The 21,858-nt window shown below is 68.1% G+C and carries 20 protein-coding genes and 1 pseudogene; 11 read left to right on the forward strand and 10 right to left on the reverse strand.

From position 1 onward, the window contains the following. Window positions 1–8: 8 nt before the first annotated feature. Entirely contained in the window at window positions 9–950 is a 942-nt protein-coding gene (locus BAU06_RS04060; RefSeq protein WP_066344614.1) for a LysR substrate-binding domain-containing protein, read from the reverse strand. A gap of 103 nt (window positions 951–1,053) precedes the next feature. Between BAU06_RS04060 and BAU06_RS04065 the strand changes: the two genes are divergently transcribed. Further along, on the forward strand, window positions 1,054–4,722 hold the full coding sequence (locus BAU06_RS04065; RefSeq protein ID WP_066344617.1) for an ABC transporter ATP-binding protein/permease: 3,669 nt from the start codon (window positions 1,054–1,056) through the stop codon (window positions 4,720–4,722). On the opposite strand, the gene BAU06_RS04070 is transcribed toward BAU06_RS04065, so the two are convergent. The 5 genes from BAU06_RS04070 to BAU06_RS04090 form a co-directional block, all read right to left on the reverse strand. Next, window positions 4,716–5,870: an osmoprotectant ABC transporter ATP-binding protein OsmV gene (locus BAU06_RS04070; RefSeq protein WP_066344622.1), complete on the reverse strand. Its 1,155-nt coding sequence runs from the start codon at window positions 5,868–5,870 to the stop codon at window positions 4,716–4,718. The genes BAU06_RS04065 and BAU06_RS04070 overlap by 7 nt on opposite strands. After that, window positions 5,867–6,520 carry an ABC transporter permease gene (locus BAU06_RS04075; protein WP_066344627.1) on the reverse strand — a complete coding sequence of 218 codons (654 nt, stop codon included), beginning with the start codon at window positions 6,518–6,520 and terminating at the stop codon, window positions 5,867–5,869. The genes BAU06_RS04070 and BAU06_RS04075 overlap by 4 nt, the downstream gene beginning before the upstream one ends. Window positions 6,521–6,531: 11 nt before the next feature. After that, complete coding sequence (locus BAU06_RS04080) at window positions 6,532–7,467, reverse strand: glycine betaine ABC transporter substrate-binding protein (RefSeq protein WP_082993515.1); 936 nt, start codon at window positions 7,465–7,467, stop codon at window positions 6,532–6,534. 26 nt (window positions 7,468–7,493) lie between these two features. Further along, window positions 7,494–8,210, reverse strand: a complete 717-nt coding sequence (locus tag BAU06_RS04085) for an ABC transporter permease (protein ID WP_066344629.1) — start codon at window positions 8,208–8,210, stop codon at window positions 7,494–7,496. A 405-nt stretch (window positions 8,211–8,615) separates the two neighbouring features. Further along, window positions 8,616–10,274 (reverse strand): ATP-binding domain-containing protein, encoded by a 1,659-nt coding sequence (locus BAU06_RS04090; protein ID WP_066344630.1) that lies wholly within the window; start codon window positions 10,272–10,274, stop codon window positions 8,616–8,618. Window positions 10,275–10,472: 198 nt separating this feature from the next. Between BAU06_RS04090 and yghU the strand changes: the two genes are divergently transcribed. Together yghU and BAU06_RS04100 are read left to right on the forward strand one after the other, a co-directional pair. Beyond that, the gene (yghU, locus tag BAU06_RS04095) at window positions 10,473–11,390 is read left to right on the forward strand and encodes a glutathione-dependent disulfide-bond oxidoreductase (RefSeq protein WP_066344632.1); all 918 of its coding nucleotides are present in this window, start codon (window positions 10,473–10,475) and stop codon (window positions 11,388–11,390) included. Further along, window positions 11,387–11,761 carry a DOPA 4,5-dioxygenase family protein gene (locus BAU06_RS04100; RefSeq protein WP_066344636.1) on the forward strand — a complete coding sequence of 125 codons (375 nt, stop codon included), beginning with the start codon at window positions 11,387–11,389 and terminating at the stop codon, window positions 11,759–11,761. The genes yghU and BAU06_RS04100 overlap by 4 nt, the downstream gene beginning before the upstream one ends. Before the next feature lie 33 nt (window positions 11,762–11,794). Here the strand turns inward: BAU06_RS04100 and BAU06_RS04105 are convergent, their stop codons facing one another. After that, window positions 11,795–12,166 carry a type II toxin-antitoxin system VapC family toxin gene (locus BAU06_RS04105; RefSeq protein ID WP_066344637.1) on the reverse strand — a complete coding sequence of 124 codons (372 nt, stop codon included), beginning with the start codon at window positions 12,164–12,166 and terminating at the stop codon, window positions 11,795–11,797. After that, complete coding sequence (locus BAU06_RS04110) at window positions 12,163–12,360, reverse strand: type II toxin-antitoxin system VapB family antitoxin (protein WP_066344638.1); 198 nt, start codon at window positions 12,358–12,360, stop codon at window positions 12,163–12,165. Before BAU06_RS04110 ends, BAU06_RS04105 begins: the two co-directional genes overlap by 4 nt. A 275-nt stretch (window positions 12,361–12,635) precedes the next feature. Between BAU06_RS04110 and BAU06_RS04115 the strand changes: the two genes are divergently transcribed. The 5 genes from BAU06_RS04115 (at window position 12,636) to BAU06_RS04135 (ending at window position 18,851) form a co-directional block, all read left to right on the forward strand. Continuing rightward, window positions 12,636–13,157, forward strand: coding sequence for a sigma-70 family RNA polymerase sigma factor (locus tag BAU06_RS04115; RefSeq protein WP_066344640.1), 522 nt, complete (start codon window positions 12,636–12,638; stop codon window positions 13,155–13,157). Window positions 13,158–13,165: 8 nt separating this feature from the next. Next, a complete protein-coding gene (locus tag BAU06_RS04120) occupies window positions 13,166–14,182 on the forward strand; it encodes a FecR family protein (protein WP_231933996.1) in 1,017 nt (338 codons plus the stop codon). A gap of 99 nt (window positions 14,183–14,281) precedes the next feature. Continuing rightward, window positions 14,282–16,723, forward strand: a complete 2,442-nt coding sequence (locus BAU06_RS04125) for a TonB-dependent receptor (protein WP_197509430.1) — start codon at window positions 14,282–14,284, stop codon at window positions 16,721–16,723. 281 nt (window positions 16,724–17,004) lie between these two features. Further along, a complete protein-coding gene (locus BAU06_RS04130) occupies window positions 17,005–18,579 on the forward strand; it encodes a PepSY-associated TM helix domain-containing protein (RefSeq protein WP_082993839.1) in 1,575 nt (524 codons plus the stop codon). Beyond that, window positions 18,576–18,851: a DUF3325 domain-containing protein gene (locus BAU06_RS04135; protein WP_066344644.1), complete on the forward strand. Its 276-nt coding sequence runs from the start codon at window positions 18,576–18,578 to the stop codon at window positions 18,849–18,851. Before BAU06_RS04130 ends, BAU06_RS04135 begins: the two co-directional genes overlap by 4 nt. A 1-nt stretch (window position 18,852) precedes the next feature. Here the strand turns inward: BAU06_RS04135 and BAU06_RS26475 are convergent, their stop codons facing one another. Both BAU06_RS26475 and BAU06_RS04140 read right to left on the reverse strand, forming a co-directional pair. Further along, window positions 18,853–19,092, reverse strand: a complete 240-nt coding sequence (locus BAU06_RS26475; RefSeq protein ID WP_156770142.1) for a hypothetical protein — start codon at window positions 19,090–19,092, stop codon at window positions 18,853–18,855. A 133-nt stretch (window positions 19,093–19,225) separates the two neighbouring features. Next, window positions 19,226–19,870 carry a LysE family translocator gene (locus tag BAU06_RS04140; RefSeq protein ID WP_197509431.1) on the reverse strand — a complete coding sequence of 215 codons (645 nt, stop codon included), beginning with the start codon at window positions 19,868–19,870 and terminating at the stop codon, window positions 19,226–19,228. Window positions 19,871–19,988: 118 nt separating this feature from the next. Between BAU06_RS04140 and BAU06_RS04145 the strand changes: the two genes are divergently transcribed. The 3 genes and pseudogenes from BAU06_RS04145 to BAU06_RS26980 all read left to right on the forward strand — a co-directional run bounded on the left by BAU06_RS04145 (window position 19,989) and on the right by BAU06_RS26980 (window position 21,741). Continuing rightward, window positions 19,989–20,180: a YjfB family protein gene (locus BAU06_RS04145; protein WP_197509433.1), complete on the forward strand. Its 192-nt coding sequence runs from the start codon at window positions 19,989–19,991 to the stop codon at window positions 20,178–20,180. 123 nt (window positions 20,181–20,303) lie between these two features. Next, entirely contained in the window at window positions 20,304–20,894 is a 591-nt protein-coding gene (locus BAU06_RS04150; RefSeq protein ID WP_066344647.1) for a cupin, read from the forward strand. A 95-nt stretch (window positions 20,895–20,989) separates the two neighbouring features. Continuing rightward, window positions 20,990–21,741, forward strand: a pseudogene (locus BAU06_RS26980) (LysR substrate-binding domain-containing protein). Window positions 21,742–21,858: the final 117 nt, after the last annotated feature.

The raw sequence follows: 21,858 nt of genomic DNA on the forward strand, positions 1-21,858 counted from the left end.
CAAGACGCCTACGTGCCGGGCTGCCGCGCTTCCTCCAGCAGGAATTCGACCAAGGCGGGCAAGGCGGTGTCGTTGCGGCGGTCGGGCTGGATGCGCATCACATAGCCCCAGGATCCCGCCATGCGCAGCGCGGGCGACAGCGTCACCAATCCACCGCGGGCGATTTCTTCGTCGATCAAGGGGCAGCGTCCCAACGCGATGCCCACGCCCGCCACCGCCGCCGAGACCACGGTGCTCAGGCCGCTCAGCACCAGCGGTTCCTGCCAGTCGGCGTCGCGCAGTCCCAGCCTGTGCTGCCAGGTGCGCCAGCGTGTTTCGGGACTGGCGACATGTTTTTCTTCCAGCCAGCGATGGCGGGTGAAGATGGCGGGATCGTCCGGCGCGGCGTCCCCCAGCAGCGCCGGGCTGCATACCGGCACGACGGATTCACGCATCAGCGGGATATCGCCCGGGGCGGGGCGGTGCGGGCCTTCCTCGCGCATATGCAGGAAGGCCAGGTCCAGTTCCTGTTCCTGCCAGGCCGGGTCCTGGGCAGTATGCAGATAAACCTGGACGTCGATGGCCGGATGCAGCGCCACGAAGCGGCCGATGCGCGGCGCCAGCCACAAGGCCGCCAGCGACGGATTCGCGGAAATGTTCAGCCGGTAGGGCTGCCGTTCCCGGGCGGAGGCCCGCACATTGCGGCAGGCGGTCGCCAGCAGGGTCAAGGCCTGTTGCACGGACGCCAGCAAGTCGGCGCCGGCGTCGGTGGGCTCCGCGCGGCGCGTGGTGGCGCCCCGCCGCAGCAGCACCACGCCCAGGTCGGCCTCCAGGGCGCGCAGCTGGTGGCTGACGGCGCTCTTGGTCACATGCAGCTCGGCGGCGGCACGGCTCAGGCTGCCCAGGCGGGCGACGGCCTCGAAGGCGCGCAGGGCGGCCAGCGGCGGCATACGGGCGGGAGCGTTGGGCATGGGGTGTAATTTAGCTCAACCCACGATCGAAAAACTATCGCTCCCCGTTCCGGCCGACTGGCGGCCAAAATGCCGGGACGCGAAGAGAGAGAGGGGTGGGCTTATGTATTTCGATCGGCGGTTATGGCGTTTGACGGAGGGCATGCGGGCGCGGATGGCCGGCGGTATCGTGCTGGGCCTGCTGGCCCTGGCCGCCGGAATCGCCCGCTATGTATTCCTGGGCCTGATGCTGGCGCGCGTCTTTGCCGGGGAGCCGTGGCAGGCGTGGGTGCCGCCCGCGGCGGCGGTCGCCGCCATGGTGCTGCTGCGTGCCGGCCTGGATCACCTGCGCACGGTGCAGGCCAACCGTTGCGCCGCCACCGTCCAGCAGGTGCTGCGCGGCCGGCTGTACGACCGTATCGTCGCCCTGGGACCGGCCTGGTTCGCCCATCGGCGTACCGGCGGGGTGATGCTGACGGTGGTGGACGGCGTCGAGCAGCTCCAGACGTTTTTCGGCCAGTACCTGCCCCAGGCGGCCATCGCGGCGGCCGCGCCGTTCGCCATCTTCGGCGTTATCGCGTTCTGGGACTTGCCGACGGCAGCGGTCCTGCTGGCCGCGGCGATCTTCGCGCTGATTGCGCCGGTGGCCGTGCACAGGCTGGACCGGCGTGCCAGCCTGGCGCGATCCGATGCCTTGAAGGAATTCGGCGAAGAATTCCTGGACGCGGTGCAGGGGCTGCCGACGCTGAAATCCTTCGGGCAGGGCAAGTCCTGGGGAAGGCGCCTGGCCGAGCGCGCGCGCGGCCTGTCGGACGGCACGATGTGGGTCCTCTCGGTCAGCCTGCTGACGCGCGGGATCAGCGACCTGGGCGTGGCGCTGGGGGCGGCGCTGGCCCTGACGCTGGGCGCCTGGCGCGTGGGCCACGGCCTGATGAGCGTCGAGGCCCTGCTGATCGTGCTGATGGCCGGGACGGAAGTCTTCCGGCCGCTGCGCGATCTGCGCGCCGTCCTGCACCGCGGCATGCTGGGCCAGTCGGCGGCCGCCAGCATCCACGCGCTGATGGACGCGGAATCGGCGGCCACCGCGCACGCCGAAGGCGCGGCCGCCCTGCGGCCGGCACGGCTGGAACCCACCATCGAATTCGACCGGGTGACGTTCTCCTATACCCCGGCGCGCGCGGCGCACCGGGGCCTGAGCTTCCGCATCGCCGCGGGAGAACGCGTGGGCATCGTCGGCCCCAGCGGTGCCGGCAAGTCCACCATCGTGCGCCTGCTGCTGCGCGAATGCCTGCCCCAGGGCGGCAGCGTGCGCATCGGCGGGCACGACGTGCGCGACCTGGATGCGCAGGCCCTGCTGTCGCGCATCGCCGTGGTCGGCCAGGACATCACGCTATTCCACGGCACGCTGGACGAGAACCTGCGCCTGGGTCGCTTCGACGCGACGGAAGAAGAGGTGCGCGCCGCGGCGCGCGCCGCCAATATCGACGATTTCATCATGGCGCTGCCCGATGGCTACGCCACGCACATCGGCGAGCGGGGCCTGCGCCTGTCCGGCGGCCAGCGCCAGCGCCTGGCCATCGCGCGGGCCCTGCTGCGCGACGCGCCCATCCTGATCCTGGACGAGGCGCTCTCGTCGGTGGACACCGAGAATGAAGCCATCATCCAGCAGGCGCTGGACCGCCTGATGGCGGGACGCACCACGCTGATCCTGGCGCACAGGCTGGCCAGCGTCGCCGGCGCCGACCGCTGCCTGGTGCTGGATGACGGCCGCATTGCAGAGGCCGGCACGCATGCGGAACTCATGGGCCGGCGCGGGCTGTACTACGCGCTGATGCACGAACAGGATGCGGCGCGCGGGCGGACCGGCACGCCCGACCGGCCCGGGCCGGCTCGGGCGCGTGGCCGCCCGGCCGATATGGATGGCCCCGCCATGACCGCGGGCGGCGCCGCGTTCGGCCACGCGCGCGCCGGCATCGACATCGACATCGGCACGGGCACCGACGTCGAGGCCGGCGCCGGCAAGGAAGATCCGGCGGCTTCGCGTCCCGCGCCGCGCGCGCTGGACGAGGACGCCCGGCGCGTCGGCTGGCGCGCGACGCTGGCGACCTTGCTGGCCGTGGTGCGGCCATGGCGCGGCACATTGGCCGCCACCATCGTCCTGGGTGTGATGCGCGTGGCCGCCTATATCGGCGTGGGGGTATTGAGCGCGCTGGCGGTGGCGGCCGTCCGCGATGGCCGCGAGCCCGGCGCATTGATCATCGCCCTGCTGGTCGCGGCGCCGCTGGCCGCCTTATGCCATTGGCTGGAGTCCTGGCTGGCGCACGCCATGGCCTACCGCCTGCTGGGCGATATGCGCGTCAGGCTGTACGACAAACTGGAGCGCCTGGCGCCTGCCTATCTGCTGCAGCGCCGCTCCGGGGACCTGGTGTCGCTGGCCACGCAGGATGTCGAGATGATCGAGTACTTCTATGCGCACACCATCGCGCCGGCCATCGTGGCGCTCTTGGTGCCGCTTACCGTGCTGGGCTTTCTGTCCGCCTACAGCTGGCCGGTGGCCGTGGCGCTGCTACCCTTCCTGGCCTATGCGCTGATCGCGCCCATACGTGGACGGCGGCATGTGGACGCGCTGGGCGACAAGGCGCGCGCCGCGCTGGGCGAGATGAGCGCCCACGCCACCGACACCATCCAGGGATTGGGCGAGCTGACCGCATTCCAGGCGACGGCGCGGCGCCGCGGGCAATTCCTGCAGCTCGCCGAGCGCTATGGCCGGCGCCGGCTGGATATCCTGCGCGACCTGTCCGCGCAGACCGCGCGCTTCGAAATCGCGATGGGCGCGGGCGGGCTGGCGGTCGCCGTGGTGGGCGCCTTGCAGGTGACGGCCGGCACCTTGGACGCGGGCATGCTGCCCTTGCTGATCCTGATTTCGCTGGCCACCTTCCTGCCGGTATCGGAAATCTCGCAGGTCAGCAGGCAATTGGCCGACACGGTGGCGGCGTCGCGCCGCCTGCATGTTGTCAGCCACGAGCCCGAGCCCGTGCGCGACGGCCCCTTGCCCGCGCCGCGGGCGCCAGCCGGCCTGGCGCTGGAATTCGACCGGGTCGGCTTCGCCTATCCCGGCAACCGCCGCAACGCACTGCAGGACCTGAGCTTCACGGTGCCGGCCGGCGCCATGGTGGCCATTGTCGGCGCGTCCGGCGCCGGCAAGAGCACCGTGGCCAGCCTGGTGCTGCGGTTCTGGGATCCCGGCCAGGGCACTATCCGCCTGGGCGGCATCGACCTGCGCGAGCTCCAGCTCGACGGGCTGCGCGAATGCGTGGCGCTGGTGACGCAGGACACCTATCTGTTCAACGACACCCTGGAGGCCAATATCCGCCTGGCGCGGCCGGACGCCAGCCAGGCGGATCTGCGCGCCGCGCTGGACCAGGCCGCGCTGGCGGACTTCGTGCGCGCGCTGCCGGACGGCCTGGCGACCCGGGTGGGCGAACGCGGCATGCAGCTCTCGGGCGGCCAGCGCCAGCGCATCGCCATCGCCCGCGCCTTCCTGAAGAACGCGCCGGTGCTGATCCTGGACGAGGCCACCTCGCACCTGGATACCCTGTCCGAACTGCAAGTGCGGCGTTCGCTGCAGGTGCTGATGCAGCACCGCACGACACTGGTGATCGCGCACCGCCTATCGACCATCCAGCAGGCGGACCTGATCCTGGTCCTGCAGGATGGCCGGCTGGCGCAGGCCGGCACGCACGAAACGCTGCTGGCGCGGCAGGGCTTCTACGCGCGCGCCAGCGCTCATTGAGTCTGCCAGGGCATCGCGATCTGCCCCTTGTGGTGGCGCGACCGTCCGGAGCTCAGGTAATTGGCGATCGAATCCTGGGTGACCTCGCCGAGATAGCCTTTCTCGGCGTCGATGACCGGCATCCAGGAGGAATTGAACTGGTACATGCGCGACAGCACGATGCGCAGATTGTCGTCCGGCGCGACGGTGGCGGAGAACGTGCGCAGATGCTGGCCGCACGTGCCCTGTCCGTTGCGGGCCACGCGCCGCTGCACGAAGCCCAGCGCCTGGTTGTCGCGGTCGACGACGGTCAGGTGGCCGTTGTCGTTTTCTTCCATCTCGCGATAGGCGTCGGCCAGCGGCGTGTCCGCGTGCGCGGTGCCCGGTTGCGCGGCGGCATCGCCGGCCTTGACCAGCAGCAGGCGCTTGAGCGTGGCGTCCTGCCCGACGAAGGCGCCGACGAATTCGTCGTGCGGATGCGCCAGCAAGGTATCCGGATGGTCGAACTGCACCAGCTTGCCGCGGCGGAACACCGCGATCTTGTCGCCCAGCTTGATGGCTTCGTCGATGTCGTGGCTGACCATGATGACGGTTTTCTTCAGCGCGCGCTGCATCTGGAAGAACTCGTTCTGGATGGATTCGCGGTTGATCGGGTCCACGGCGCCGAAGGGCTCGTCCATCAGCAGCACCGGCGGATCGGCGGCCAGGGCGCGGATCACGCCCACGCGCTGCTGCTGTCCGCCGGACAGCTCGCGCGGGTAGCGCTTCATGTAGACCTTGGGATCCAGGGCCACCATCGCCATCAGTTCGGCCGCGCGCTCGCGGCAGCGCTTCTTGTCCCAGCCCAGCAGGCGCGGCACGACGGTGATGTTTTCTTCTATCGTCATGTTGGGAAACAGGCCGATCTGCTGGATGACGTAGCCGATGTGGCGCCGCAGCTCCACTTCGTCCATGGCCAGCGTGTCCTGTCCATTGACCAGTACCCGGCCCGACGACGGGGCGACCAGGCGGTTGATCATCTTCAACGTGGTCGTCTTGCCGCAACCCGAGGGGCCCAGGAATACGCAGAACTCGCCTTCCTCGACGTTCAGGCTGACCGCGTCCACGGCATTGAACGGCTTGCCGTCCTTCTGGATATAGGTCTTGGTCAGGCGATCGAGTTCTATCATGGCTTTTGTACTCCCTTCGAAGTCAGCAGGCGCTGCAAGGCTTGCAGCGCGAGGTCGCAGGCGATGGCCAGCAGGCTGACCAGCACGGCGCCCACCAGCAGCTTCATCATGCTGCTCTGGCCGATGGCGCGCAGGATCAGCGTGCCCAGGCCGCCCGCGCCGATCACGGCGGCGATGGTCATGACGCCGATGTTCATGACGACGGCGGTACGCACGCCGCCCAGGATGACCGGCACCGCCAGCGGCAGGTCCACCAGCCGCAGCCGCTGCCAGAACGTCATGCCGATGCCGATGCCGGCTTCCTTGATGCCGGGGCTGACGTTGTGCAAGGCCAGGTAGGTATTGCGCATGATGGGCAGCAGCGAATACAGGAATACCGCGATGACGGCCGGCACGGCGCCGATGCCGGCGCCGAAGCGCGACAGCACGGGAATCATCAGGCCGAACAGCGCAATGGACGGAAGCGTCAGCACCACGGTCGCCACGCCCAGCAGCGCCGGCGCCAGCCACTGGTGGCGGCTGATCAGGATGCCCGCCGGCACGCCCACCAGGATGGCGCAACCCACGGCGCAAGCGACCAGGTAGATATGTTGCAGCGTCAGGGCCAGCAGATCGGGCCAGTTGGCCGACAGATAGTCGTATAGCGTCATGGCGTTTCCGGTCAGGGTAGTTCGTGGGTGCGCAGGAAGTCCGCCGCGACGTCGCGCACGGACCGGCCGTCGATGTCCACCTGCTTGTTCATCTCCAGCATGGCGTCGTTGTCCAGCGCGGCCGACAGGGCATTCAACTGCGTGGCCAGCCGCGGATGGCGGTCCAGCACCTCCTGGCGCACCACCGGCGTGGCGTTGTAGTTGGGGAAGAAGTGCCGGTCGTCTTCCAGCGCCACGATGTTGAAACCGCGTACGCGGCCATCCGTGGTGTAGATCAGCCCCACCGTGACCTGGTTGTTATGCAGCGCCGTATAGACCAGCCCCGGATCCATCTGCTTGAGCTCGCGGCGGTCGAACGCCATGCCGTAGGTGGCGGCCAGGGGTCGCAGGCCGTCCGGCCGGTTGGCGAATTCGGCGTCCATCGCGAAGATGTGCCGGCGGCCGGGTTCGCCGCGCAGCCTGTCCACCAGCTGCGAGATCGTCTTTACGTTCCAGCGCCGCGCCACTTCCTGCGGCACGCCCAGCGCGTAGGTGTTGTTCAGGCGCGAGGCGTCCAGCCATGCCAGGCCGCGCTGCGCGTCGGCCTGCTTGACCTTCCGGTAGAGGTCCTGGACGCTGAGCTTTACCGCATCCGGGATCTTCAGGTAGACCAGCGCCGCGGTGCCCGTGTATTCCCACACGATGTCCAGCTGGCCGTTTTCCTGGGCGCTGCGCATCAGCGTGCTGCCCAGGCCGGCGCGCGTGTCGACGTCGTAGCCCCGGGCGCGCAGATAGTCGGCGGTGATCTGCGCCAGCACGTATTGCTCGGTAAAGTTTTTCGCGCCGATGCGCAGCGTATCGGCGGCGCGCGCCGCGGCCGGCGCCAGCGCGGCGCAGCACAGCGCGAACAGCAGGGCGCCTATCGGCGCGCGGAGCAGGCGGCATGTCCCGCGTTGGAATCGCTGCATCGTCGGGGTGTCTCCTTCGTGGTCTTTCATGCCGGGCGCACGCGCCAGGCCAGGGCGCGGCGACCGGCCGCCGCGACGATGCCGTCCAGCACCAGGGCCAGGATGGTCGTGGCCGCGGCGCCGATCAGCATTTGCGGAATGTTGTTCAGGTAAATACCCGGGAAGATCAGCGTGCCCAGGCTGTCCGCCCCGATCAAGTAGGCCAGCGGCGCGGTACCGACATTGATGGCCAGCGCGGTGCGCACGCCGCCCACGATGATGGGCAGCGCGTTGGGCAGCTCCACGCGCCACAGCGCCTGCCACGGCGTCATGCCGATGCCGCGCGCGGCCTCCAGCATGGCGGGCGGCACGCTTTTCATGCCTTCATAGGTATTGCGCACGATCGGCAGCAGCGAGGCCAGGAACAGCGCCGTGACGGCGGGAGGCTCGCCGATGCCGAATATGCCCAGCGCGATGGCCAGCACCGCCAGCGACGGGATGGTGTTGCCGACATTGAAGACCTGCATCAGGCGTTCGGCATAGCGCGCGGCGCAGCGGCGGCTGAGCAGCACGCCGGCCGGCAGGCCCACGGCCAGAGCCAGGGCCATGGAATATCCCACCAGTACCAGATGCCGCTGGGCGTAGTACAGCAGGTCGTCGCGGTATTGGCGCCAGGCGTCCGCGCCGATGGCGCTACCCAGCAGCAACAGGGCCGCCGCGATAACGGCGAGCGTGGCGGCGTACTTGACCGGCCGGATATTCATGCCTGGGCCTCCGTGTGTTGGGCGCGCCAAACGGCAATGCCGCGCCATGCGCGCATGGCGCGGGCCTGGCACGCAGCATCGGTCGGAACCGAGAAACGTTCAGAAGGGAAGGGATCGCGGCGGATCTTCCCGGCGCGCGATGCGGCGGGCCGTGGCCCGCGTGGCGGCATCGCGCAACGGCGGCATCGACATGGGCGATGGCTTGCCGGCGGCCGCCGCGGTGGATACACCCCCGGACGGCACGATTGAACGCGCTTGATTGTTATGGCGTCGGATGGTCGACGCTTGGGAAAGACAAGAAGTATACAAACTTTGCGTGCCCGCGTCCAGCCCTGCCGTGAGGAAGACGCCAACATGCTGGCCGATGCATGCGAACAGCAAGATGTTGGCCGATGTTACTGAAACTCATGTATCTTCGTCGCCGGCCCGCCGCCCCAGTTTGTCGCGCAGGACGGCCGCGGCCGGTTCGGCGGCGACCAGGATCAGCTTGAGCGTGGCCCGCGTGGCGCCGACGAACAGCTTGCGCACCGCCTGTTCATCCAGGGCGTCGAAGTCGATCTCGGCGAACACGACCGCGGGGATGGATTGGCCCTTGAAGCGATACACCGATTCGGCCAGGATCTCGCCGGCGGAATACTCGGGCTGGCCGAACATGTCGTACTGGCCGGTGAAGCGGCGCAGCGTGTGCGGGCCCAGCCTGTCCTTGCGCAGCACCTGGGAGGACTTGTGGCCGTGATAGCTCAGGAGCGCCACGTCCTCTTGCCGGAAGCCGGCCGAATAGCATTTGCGTATGCCTTGCTTGACCGCGCGCGCCAGGGTTTCCTCGTCGTGGTAGGCCAGCACTTCCACATCCGCATCCAGCACCGGCGCTTGGGCGTCAATGTGGGTGTCGTCGGGCAGGATGGTCTGCAGGAAACCGACCACCGGCCGCGGGCTGCGGAAATTGCTTTGCGCACGCATCCGTACCCAGCCGGGCAGCTCCGGCGGCGTGTTGCCGTACAGGTTCTGCATCGGATCTTCCAGCCACAGTACGCGCGCCGCGGGTTTCGCCAGCCGCAGCACGGTATCGCGCCAGCGGGCATCGAAATCCTGGCCTTCGTCGACGATCACCGTATCGAACAGGAAGTCCGCGGGCACCGGCAGCGTGGATGCTTCGTCCACCAGCCTGTCGAAGGCGTCCGGCTGCGAGAAGTCCGGCGCCCGGCCGGCGGCGCGCAGCAGGCGGTCGCAAAGCATGTGGAAAGAACAGACCAGGCCGCCCCGCGGCGCGATGCGGTTGAAGTGATCGGCCAGCGGCCGGTTGAAGCACACATAGAGCGGCCGCTTGCCCTGGTCGACGGCGTCCCGGTATTCGGCCAGCGCCAGCTGCGTCTTGCCCGAACCGGCCGTGCCCGTGACGCGCAGGCGATAGGGATCGATATCCAGCTGGCGTGCCCAGTGCGCCAGGCCCCCGGCAAGCCGCGTCACCAGCGTCCGCGTCTGGCCGATCAGCGCGCTGACGTCGACCTCCAGCCGGATGATGTCGCGCAGGAAGCGGTCCACCCGCGCCGCCAGGGGCGAGGGCGCGCCAGGCGGCAGGATGTCCTTGATCACGCCGCACAGGCGGTCGCGGCGGGAAGCATCGACGATGCGTTCCGGCACCAGTCCCGCGGTGGTGGGCGCCAGCACGCGGTGGTCGGGGCAGTACAGCAGATAGTCCAGCGTGATTTCGGCGCCATCCAGGCTGCGCGCCAGCTTCGCGCGCAGGCTGTCCGCGGTGCGCGCCATCTGCACCGCAACCAGCCTGGCCTTGCCTTCGTGGCGCTTGGCCAGGCCGTCCGGCGTTTCGTCCAGCGCGCCGGTTTTCTGTTCGATGACCAGCAGATCGCCCGAGCGGTTGGCGATCACGAAATCGATTTCGCCGTAGATCGCGTGGCGGCCTTCGACATTGGTCCAGTGCACGGCGTGGTAGACCGTGTAGTCGTCGGGCAGGCCGGCCTTCAGCCGCGCCAGCGTATCCAGTTCGCGTTGTGCCGGGCCGCTGCGCCGCTGGTTCTCCCAGCCGTCCGGAATGATGTGCGCCACATTTGCTCCGCATCGGTATGACCTGCACCGGAGAATACCGCACGCCGCGTGTGGGCTTGCGCCGGCGGGCCCTCGGGCGGTGCTATACGGAAGCATGGCCTTGCGCCGCCGCGATCGCGGTGGCGTGCGTCCCAGCCGGGGCGCCGGCCGCCATCCATACCGGCCATGGACATGGCCGATGCTGAATAGGAGCTGTCTGTGAGCGATACAACCGAATACGTGCCGCCGAAAGTCTGGACCTGGAACAAGCCCAACGGCGGTCATTTCGCCAGCATCAACCGCCCGGTTTCCGGGCCGACGCACGAGAAGGAGCTTCCCGTCGGCCGCCATCCCCTGCAGCTGTATTCGCTGGCCACGCCCAATGGCCAGAAGGTGACCATCATGCTCGAAGAGCTGCTGGCGCTGGGGCATCGCGGCGCCGAGTACGACGCCTGGCTCATCCGCATCGGCGAGGGCGACCAGTTCGGCAGCGGCTTCGTCAAGGTGAACCCCAATTCCAAGATTCCCGCGTTGATGGACCGCAGCGGCCCGCGTCCCATACGCGTGTTCGAATCCGGCGCCATCCTGCTTTACCTGGCGGAAAAGTTCGGCGCCTTGCTGCCCCGTTCGCCCGCCGAGCGCGCGGAATGCCTGTCGTGGCTGTTCTGGCAGATGGGCAGCGCGCCCTACCTGGGCGGCGGCTTCGGCCACTTCTACGCCTATGCGCCCATCAAGATCGAATACGCGATCGACCGCTTCGCCATGGAAACCAAGCGCCAGCTCGACGTGCTGGACAAGCGCCTGGCGGACAACGAATACATTGCCGGCGCCGACTACACCATCGCCGACATCGCCATCTGGCCGTGGTACGGCAGCCTGGTGAAGGGCCTGGTGTATGGCGCCGGCGAATTCCTGTCGGTGCAGGACTACAAGCATGTGCAGCGATGGGCCGACGCCATCGCCGCCCGGCCCGCCGTGCGGCGCGGCCGGATGGTGAACCGCGTGAACGGCGATCCGGCCAGCCAGCTGCACGAGCGCCATGATGCGTCGGACTTCGATACGCGCACCCAGGACAAGCTGCAGGCCGCGGGGCAGGACGCCAGCGGCGCAAGCGGCGCCGCGGGTGCCCGGCCATGATCCCCGCCGATCCCGCACGCCGGTCCGGCGAGTCCCCGGCCGTGGAAAGCTGGCACGCGCACGTGTACTTCGATGCCGCCACGCGCGATGCCGCCTGGGCGCTGCGCGAGCGCATCGTCGCGACCTTCGGCGCGGCGATGCAGATGGGGCGCTTTCATGAGCGCCCGGTCGGGCCGCATCCCCGCTGGAGCTACCAGGTGGCGTTCAAGCCGGAGGAATTCGCCCGCATCGCCACCTGGCTGGCGCTGCACCATGACGGCCTGGATGTGTTCCTGCATCCGAATACCGGCGATGCACTGACGGACCATCGCGACCGCGCGATATGGATAGGGCGCAGCCACGTGCTGGATCTGGCGGTGCTTGGGGGCTGAAGGCGCGGCTGTGCAGGGGCGGGACTGGCGAGACTAATGCAACAGGTTCGGGCTTAGTCCGAGTTCGTCGGCAGCCCGCGCCAGCCTTTTGTCCCGCGTCCATACCGTTGTGCCCGGCTGCAATCGCGCGGAGGCCAGCAAAGATGTGTCTACGTAACCGATGCCGCGGTTGTACAGCCCTTCGCGCTCGATGAGGAACAGCGTTTCCTGGGGCGTCGCAACGAGCGCGTTGGGCAGATCGCGCAATGCGCCAAGTACGGCCTCGCGGTCTTTCACGCTCCCCAGGGCGATCTCGGCGATCACAAAAGGGTGTACGAGCACTTGTCCGTCCGCCAGCAGGCTGGCCAATAGCGGTTCGGACGCATTGAGGTGGTCGATCCAAACCGACGTATCGACCAGGATCATTCCAGGTCCTGCCGCCGGCGCGGAGCCGCTTCCATGCCGGGCTGGCTTCCGCCCAGGGCGATGAGCCGCTTGGCCGCTTCGCGCTGGATCAGTGCCTTCAGTGCTTCACGCACCAGCGCCGATTTCTCCTGGACACCTGTATAGGCCTGCGCCTTGGCCAGTAAATCATCATCGAGCGCGATCGTAGTTCGCATGGCGGCCTCCTGCACAGAAAATGCTAGGCACTGATTTTATCATCAAATGATGACTTAAATGATTCGTATACTGGGCCCCCTAATGCCGCAGGCCGGGGTCTGAGGCGAGGGATCCGCGGGTCTATCCGTCATCCCACTTCGACGCCCCACTTCGACGCCTCGCGCCGTATCCCCGCTCAGTGTACACTTGATAATGGTAACGATTACTATTTGCGTATAAGCGGCCGGCCCGGGACTGTCCCGGCGGATGGCCCGGTCCGACAAAAGGCGAGATCGTGGGTACCTCGGGATACTTTTTTCCCACTACGGTGGAATCGCTCTACAGCGACCACCATTCCTGGCTGAAGGGATGGCTGCAGCGGCGCCTGGGGGACGCGGACCAGGCGGCCGACCTGGCGCACGATACCTTTATCCGCCTGCTCAGCAGCGACCGCGTGCCAACGACGCTGGACGAGCCTCGCGCCTTCCTGACCACCGTGGCGCAGCGGGTGGTGTCCAACCACTGGCGCCGCGAAAAGCTGGAAAAAGCCTATCTGGAAGCCCTGGCCCAGGTGCCGCGGGAACTGGCATGGTCGCCCGAGGCCCGCGCCATCGTGCTCGAAACGCTGGTCGAGCTGGACAGGCTGCTGGACGGCCTGCCGGCCATCGTGCGCCGGGCCTTCCTGCTGTCCCAGCTGGACGGCCAGACTCATGCGCAGATCGCCGATGCGCTGGAGATCTCCGTGCCCACCGTCAAGCGCTACATCGTCAAGGCCTTGCAGCGCTGCTTTTTCGCCGACCTGTCTTTCACCGGATGAAACCCGCCTTGTCCGCCTCTCCCTGGTATCGCGACACACCCGATGCGGCCGGGATTCCACCCCATGTGGCCGAGCGTGCGCTGGAATGGCTGGTCGATCTGCAGGCGGACGATGTGTGCGACGCGCGCCGGCGCGAATGGCTGGACTGGCGCCGCGCGCATCCCGATCACGAACGCGCGTGGCAGCGTATCGAGGCGGTCAGCGGCAGATTGCAGCCCCTGGCTTCCTCCATGCACGCGGCCATCGCGCAAGCGGCCCTGCTGGCGCCCGAGTCGGCCCGCCGCCGCCGTGCCATCAAGACGCTGGCCGCGCTGCTATTCGCGGGGGGCGCGGCATGGGGCGTGCGCGAATACGCGCCGTGGGAAATATGGCGTTCCGACTACCGGACGGCCGTGGGCGAACGCCGCCTGCTGGTCCTGGCCGACGGCACGCGCGCGATGCTGAACACTGGCAGCGCCATCGATGTGCGCTTCGACGCCGCCGAGCGGCGCATCAGGCTGGTCGCCGGCGAGATTTTCATTGCCACGGCGATCGATCCGGCGTCGGCGCCGCGGCCCTTCCTGGTCGAGACGGCCGATGGCACCGCCCAGGCGCTGGGGACCGAATACGCGGTAAGGCGCCAGGAAGGCGAGACGCGCATCGCCGTCCTGCAAGGCGCGGTGCGGATCCGGCCGCGCGGGGACGACCGTTCGCTGGATGTGCAGGCCGGCTATGCCGCCGCCTATACCGCAATGGAAATCACGCCGCCGCGCCAGATCGACGAGTCCAGCGTCGCCTGGAAGGACGGCTTCCTGATCGCGCAGGGCATGCGCCTGGATGATTTCCTCATGGAACTGGGCCGTTACAGCGCCGGCTCCCTGTCCTGTGCGCCCAGCCTGGCCGGCCTGCGCGTATCGGGATCCTTCCCGTTGCGCGATATCGACCAGGTCATGCGCACCGTGGGCACGACGCTCGGCGCCCAGCTGGAAATCCGGACGCGCCTCTGGGGCGGCCGGGCCATCCGGCTGGTGCCGGCCTCCGCCTGAGCCACTGTTACAAAAAAACTGACGGCCGGCTGATCCGTTTTGAATTTTCATGGGTCATTGCGAATGAGAACGAATCCTCATTCACACGAAAGGCCACACATGCAGAAGGTCCCGGGACGCAAGCGCCCCCTGAAATCGGTCACCCGGCGCGCCGCATGGGCGTGCGCGGCGGGACGCATCGCCTATGGCGCCCTGGCGGCAAGCCCCGCCGTGGCGCTATCGCCCGCCGCGCTGGCACAAGCCCCGGCGCAGCAGGCACGCGACTACGACATCCCCGCCGGGACGCTGGAGGGCGTGCTCGGCCGTTTCGGACGCGAGTCGGGCATCATGCTGTCCTTCACGCCGGAGGTCACGCAGGGGCGCATGAGCAACGGCCTGAAAGGCGCGTACACGGTGGACGCCGGCCTGGACGCGCTGCTGGCCCACACGCCCATCCGGGTTGCCCGGCAAGCCAATGGCAGCTATGTGCTGAGCCGGCCGGCGGAAGGCGCCGCCGCCGGGCACGCGGTCCAGCTGCCCGCCGTGAAAGTCCAGGCCACGGCCGACGACGGCCTGCCGCCGGCCTTCGCGGGCGGGCAGATCGCCACCGGCGGCAGCCTGGGGATTCTGGGTACCTCCAACGTGATGGATGTGCCGTTCAGCACGACCAACTACACCGCCGAGGCCATCGAGGACGCACAGGCCCGCACCCTGGCCGACGTCGTGGTCAATGAGTCTTCGGTGCGCATGCTGACCGCCAGCAACGGCTTCGGCGAGGACTTCCAGATCCGCGGCTTCACCGTGAGCAGCAGCGACGTGGGGCTGAACGGCTTGTACGGGCTGTCGTCCGCCAGCCGCATGCCGGCCGCGATCATGGAGCGGGTAGAGGTCCTGAAAGGCCCCGGCACGCTGATGTATGGCATCAGTCCCAACGGCAGCATCGGCGGCGGCATCAACATCGTGACCAAGCGCGCCGGCGACGATCCGCTGACCCGTGTCACCACGACCTACCAGAGCAAGGGGCAGCTGGGCGGGCAGTTCGACGTGGGCCGCCGTTTCGGCGAGAACAACGCCTGGGGCATACGCGTGAACGGCGTATACAAGGATGGCGCGACCTCCATCGACAACGGCAACCAGCAGCAGACGGTGGGCGCCGTCGCGCTGGATTACCGCGGCACCCGCCTGCGCTGGTCGCTGGACGCCTATGACCAGCGCGAGGACACCGACAATTTCCGGCCGCAGATCGGCTTCCAGTCCTCGGTCACGTCATTGCCCGATCCGCCCTCCGGGCACCGGAATTTCTACCCCGGCACCAAGCTGAAACTGCAGGACTCCACCGTGATGAGCCGCGTCGAGTACGACGTGACCGACCACATCACGGTCTACGGCGCCGCCGGCTACCGCTACGGTTCGGCGGACCAGACTTTTCCCTCGGGGCCGGTGGACCAGCAGGGCAACTTCACCGTCACCAACGCGTACTACGACTCCTACAGCAAGACCTCGACCGCGGATGTCGGCGTGCGCGCGCGTTTCAATACCTGGGGCGTGGGCCATACCCTGACCCTGGGCGCCACGCGCCTGGACCAGGAGGCCGGCAATGCCTACGTCACCTCGGCCACCCGCAACGCGTCCAATATTTATCATCCCTCGCCCCTGCCACCCATCACGGCCGACCGCACATCGCCCCAGAAGGCCTCGGATACGGAGCTTTCCAGCATCGCGCTGACGGATACGCTGTCATTCGCCAACGACATGCTGCTGATTACCGGCGGCCTGCGCGACCAGCGCGTGGTGCTGGACAACTATTCCACCACGACCGGCGCGCGCACCTCTTCCTATGACGAAAGCGCGGTGTCGCCGCTGGCGGGCATCGTGTTCAAGCCTGTATCGAATGTGTCCTTGTACGGGAACTTCACCTCGGGCCTGACGCGCGGCGGCATCGCGCCGGCCACCGCGGCGAACGCGGGCCAGGTCTTCGCGCCGTACAAGTCCAAGCAATACGAAGCGGGCGTCAAGGTCGACTGGGGCAGCGTCATCACCACGGTTTCCGTCTTCCAGATCGACAAGCCGAATGCGATCACGGACCCGGACACCAATATCTACAGCTTCGACGGCGAACAGCGCAATCGCGGGCTCGAGCTCTCGGCCTATGGAGAAGTGGTGCGCGGCCTGCGCATGATGGCCAGCACGACGTTCTTCGATGCCAAGCTCAAGCGCACGGCGGGCGGCGTGAACGACGGCAACGATGCCAACGGCGTGCCCGACAACACCTTCAACCTGGGCGTCGATTGGGATACCCCGTGGGTGCGCGGCCTGAGCCTGAACGCACGGGTCATCCACACGTCGTCCACGTATTTCAACGCGTCCAACACCATCAACGTTCCGTCATGGACCCGCTACGACATCGGCGCGCGCTACGTCACCGACGTCATGGGCAAGTCGGTGGTGTTCCGCGCCAATATCGAAAACCTGTTCAACAAGGACTACTGGCTGGTCAGCGGTACCTACGCCACCGTGGCGGCGCCCCGTACGCTGCTGTTGTCGGCGCAGATCGACTTCTGAGCGCCGCGCACGCGGCATACGCCATGGACGGCCTTGTGGACATCTAGAAAGGAACCCGGATCTTGGTTCGCAAAGGACGTCTTGCCGCGCTGTTGTTTCGCATCGTTCTGGCGGTGGTGGGCGGCTATGCCCTGGCCGCGCTGGCCAGCGTCGCGGCGCTGGCCCTGCCCATCAGCAGACCGCAGGCCGTGCTGACCGGCATGCTGGCCAGCTTCGCCATCTACGCGGGCGCGGTGGTGTGGGTATTCGCGGCCTGCACGGGCCGCGGCATCCGCCAGACCATGTCCGACCTGCATATCTGGGCGGGCTTGCTTGCCGGGTGGCTGCTGTACGCGATGTTCCTGACCGGCACCGTCAGTTACTTCAAGGACGAGATCTCGGCGTGGATGCGGCCCGAGGTGCGCAATCGCGAACCGGTGCCGGACCCGGCCGCGGTGGCGCAGCGCATCGCCGATGAACTGGGCACCGTGGCGGCCGGCAGCCCGCAATGGAGCATGGAGCTGCCCACGCCGCGCAGCAATGTCCTGGGCGCGTTCTGGCGCCTGCCAAGCCCGGAGCCCGGCCGCCGCGCCTTCCAGTCGGCCGCCTTCGATCCGGAAACCGGCCATCGCGTCGCCGCCCGCGACACGCAGGGCGGAGAGTTCTTCTACCGTTTCCATTTCCAGTTCCACTACCTGTCCGCGCAGTGGGGCCGCTGGCTGGCGGGACTGTGCGCGATGTTCATGCTGGTGGCCATCGTCAGCGGCGTCATCACGCACAAGAAGATCTTTGTCGACTTCTTTACCTTCCGCTGGGGCAAGGGCCAGCGATCCTGGCTGGACGCGCACAACGCGCTGTCGGTATTCGGGCTGCCTTTCCATTTGATGATCACCTATACCGGCCTGGTCACGCTGATGACGCTGTATATGCCATGGGGCGAACGGGCCGCGCTGAAGACGCCGGCGCAGCGGCTGGAACTGCGGGCGCAGCTCTCTGCCTTTATCCAGCCGGGCAAGCCCAGCGGGCAGCCGGCCAGCCTGGCGCCTATCGCCGACATGGTGCGCCAGGCGCAGGACCGCTGGGGGCGGGACAACGTGGGCCATGTCACGGTAACGCTGGCCGGCGACGCGGCCGCGCGCGTGGCGGTGACGCGTGGCGAAGCCGGCCGCACGTCCATGAGCCCGCAGTACCTGCTGTTCGAAGGGACCACCGGCAAGCTGCTGGAAGTCCGCGACAGCGTGGGGGCGGCGGCCGAGGTGCGGGGCGTCCTGTATGCGCTGCACATGGGACGCTTCAGCGACCTGCAGATGCGCTGGCTGTACTTCATCGTCAGCCTGGCGGGCACGGCCATGGTCGGCACCGGGCTGGTGATGTGGACGGTGAAGCGCCGCCAGAAGCTGCCGGATCCGGACCGGCCTTACTTCGGCTTCAGGCTCGTGGAGCGGCTGAACATCGCCGCCATCGCCGGCCTGTCGGTGGCGATGACGGCCTTCCTGTGGGGCAACCGGCTATTGCCCGTGGACCTGGCCGCGCGAGGCAGCCGCGAGATCGATCTGTTTTTCGCCGTATGGGCGGTGACCTTGCTCTATGCGCTGGCACGGCCGGCCCGCAAGGCGTGGATCGAGCTGCTGTGGCTGGCGGCGGCGCTGCTGGCCTTGCTGCCGGGGTTGAACGCGCTGACCACGCAGCGGCCGTTCTGGCATAGCGTGGCCACCGGCGACTGGGTCTATGCGGGCTTCGACCTGATGATGTGGGCGCTGGCGGCGCTGCATGCCGTCCTGGCTTGGCGCACGATGCGGCATACCGGCCGCGCGCGGCGCGCCGGGCCGGCATCCAGGGGACCGGTGCGCGCATCGGCCGCGGGGGAATCGCCATGATGCACCTGCTGGTGCTGCTGTGCTGCCTGGCCGGCTTCCTGTCCCTGGCGCTGGCCACGGAACGGCAGCAGGAGGCCCTGTTCGGCCGCATTCTTTCCGGCGGGCGCAGCCATGGCCTGCGCTGGACGGGCTGGGGCTTCCTTGCCGTGGCCCTGTGGATCGTGGTCGCGGCGCAGGGTTGGGGCCTGGGCCTGGTGAGCTACAGCGGGCACACCAGCCTGGCCGCCGGCCTGGTGTACCTGGGCTTGATCGTGCGGGCCCGGCTGGGGTAGATCAGGGATTGCGGAAGATCCTCGATGGCCGGGCGGAGGTGTAGCCGTCCTCCCATTCTGCCTTCATGCGAGCCAGCAACGCGGAGTCGATGCGTGGTGCTTCGTCGCGAAGCGCTTCTTCCATCGCCGTTGCGATGCGCTCGATGACGGTTTCCGGGCGGGCAACGCCGCACCTTATCCGGCCGAACTGCGAACCGGCCAAACCGAATGGTAGATGGCCACAGCTCAAAATGTCAGTCATACCCGACATTTACACGAGAATGACCAAAAAAGTACGTTTTAACTAACATTTAGGCCGTCCCGGCACGGGGCGCGCAACCTGGATGACCCGATGTGGCGCTCCGGGCGACTGCCGGGGTCTACCCGCCTGACGGTCACTTTCCCGCGGAACTGTCCTGGCTGAAGATCAGGTAGCCGGCCACGGCGATCATGGTCGCGCCGAGCACGCCTTCCTGGGCACGCAGGAACCAGCGGTTGCGCGTCAGCCAGTTGCGGATCCGCGCCGCGCCGTAGGCATAGGTGGCGCCCGAGAACAGCCCGAACACCTTGGAAAAGCAGGCCAGGAACAGCATCTGCACCCACACCGGGCCCTGCGCCGGATCGGTGAACTGCGGCAGGAAGGCGATCAGGAAGATGAAAACCTTGGGGTTCAGCAGATTGGTCATGAAACCTTGCAGGAACACGTCCCAGCCTTCGCCGCGCGCCGCGACCTCGGCCAGCGCCCGCGGGTTGCGGCTGCGGCGTATCGCGCGTACCCCAAGGTAGATCAGGTACATCGCGCCCATCAGCTTGACGGCCAGGAACAGCGTGGGCGATTCCTTGAAAATCGCCGCCAGTCCCAGGACCACCAGGGGCACCTGGACGAAGCCGGCCGCGAAGGTGCCCAGCACGCTCAGCCACGCCACGCGGAATCCCTGCGTCATGCCCCGCGTCAGGGTCAATGCCATGTCCGGGCCCGGTGTCAGTTTCAGGGCGACGTCCGCGGCCAGGAAAAGCAGGAACATGTGTAGCGAGGGCATGGCAGGCAAAAGGGAATGTCGACGCTGGGGGAGTATAGGCCCAAGCCGCCCCAATGACACATTTCTACGGTATGCTTCCAATTCTTTCTAGCCGAGGGGGTTCCCCAGCATGGACAGCATGTCGATTGAAGGCACCGTGGGCGCCGCCGTGGCGCTGCAACAGGCCAATGCCCTGCAGGAAGCCCAGAACAGCCTGCTGCGCAAGGCGCTCGACAACCAGGCGCAGACCATCGCCAGCCTGATCGGCTCGGTCTCGCCCCAGCTTTCCACCTACGGCATGGTGGGTACGCAGCTGCACGTCACGGCCTGACCCGGGACCGGACGCGCTTCGCGAGGGCGTCCACGCGGCGCCTGCCTCTGCCTTCCCGCGATGCCCGCGGGAACTTCCCTCGCGCATCGGTTTTCAAATCCGATTCATCGAGGGGAGCTGACCATGCAGACATTCCACAGGCGCGACTTCATCCGGAGCGCGGTGCTGGGCACCGCGGTGCTGGCCCTTCCCGCCACGCCCGCGCGCGCCGCGTTGCCGGCGCCGTCCACGCTGCTGCTGCGCCGCAATGACTGGGTGCCCAATAATCCGCAACTGCCGGTACTGCACTACACCGGCGTCGTCCTGGACGGCGATGTCGCGTCCGCCTTCGAGGGCATGTTCGCGCGCAACGGCTGGGTGCCGCAGTGGCGCGACGGGATATACGCTTATCACCATTACCACTCCACCGCGCACGAGGTACTGGGCATCGCCGCCGGCTCCGCACGGCTGATGCTGGGCGGTCCCAATGGCACCGAGGTCGCCGTCCGCGCCGGCGACGTGGTGCTGCTGCCGGTCGGGACGGGCCATTGCCGCCTGTCGGCCAGCGAGGATTTCCTGGTCGTCGGCGCATATCCGCCGGGCCAGCGCTGGGACATCTGCCGGGAGGCGCCCACGCAGGCCATGATGGACAGGATGGCGCGCCTGCCATTCCCGGCCACCGATCCCGTCACCGGCAAGGATCCCGCCTTGGCGCGGTTCTGGAACTACGCCTGAACGGCGGTGCGGCGGCCGCCGCACCGCCGCCGCTCAGCGCTTCACGGCCAATGCGTCGATAAGCTGGCCCCACGCGGCGCGTGCAGCTGACGCCGGTGGGCGAGCTGCTGCTGCCGCGCGCGCGGCGCATCCTGGGCGATCCGGAAGAAGCCCTGGCGGCCATCGATGGCGAACTCGCCAGCCGCAACGGCCAGCTCAGCCTGCGCTACATCCCGACGGCGACCCGCCTTCTGCTGCCGCACATCCTGCGTGCCTTTCACGAACGGCGTCCGCGGACGCGCCTGCGCATCGTCGAAGGCAACGTCGCCCGCGTGGCGGCCGCCGTGCGGGACGGGGCCGTGGATTTCGGGGTGACGCTGCAGTCGGCGGTCACCGACGGCCTCGCCTTCGATCCCTGCTTACCGAACCGTTCCTGCTGGCGTGCCCCGGCGACCATCCGCTGGCCGCGCAGCCACGGGTCAGCTGGAACGACTTGAAGCCCTACCGGCTGATCGTTTCGGAGCCGGGCAGCGGCAACCGGGCGGTGCTGGAACAAGCCTTGCGGAAGTGGCGCTGGCAACGCGACCACCTGGTGGAAATCGACCATCTGACCCGCTCGCTGGGCCTGGTGGAGGCCGGCATCGGTATCTCGGTCGTGCCGCTATCGGCCTTGCCCGACATGCCCGGCGCACGGCTGGCGATACGCGCCCTGGATGGGCCGCGCGTCACGCGCACGCTGGGGCTGTTGCGGCGCCGGTCGATACCGCTGGGCGCCGTGGCACAGCAGTTCCGGCGTGCCGTGCGGCAGTTGGCTCCCACGCTCGAGGCGCATGCCCGCGAGAGGGCGGGGCGCTTGCTGACGCCGTAGCGCCGCTCACGCGGTAGCGCCGTAGCGCCATCGAAGCGACGGAGACAGGATATTGGAAGCAAGTCGATTCAATATGCGAGGATACGGCCCGCGCATGGAACAAGCCGACTCCGTACG

The organism is Bordetella bronchialis (genome assembly GCF_001676705.1).
In the GTDB taxonomy this organism is placed as follows: Bacteria; Pseudomonadota; Gammaproteobacteria; order Burkholderiales; family Burkholderiaceae_B; genus Bordetella_C; species Bordetella_C bronchialis.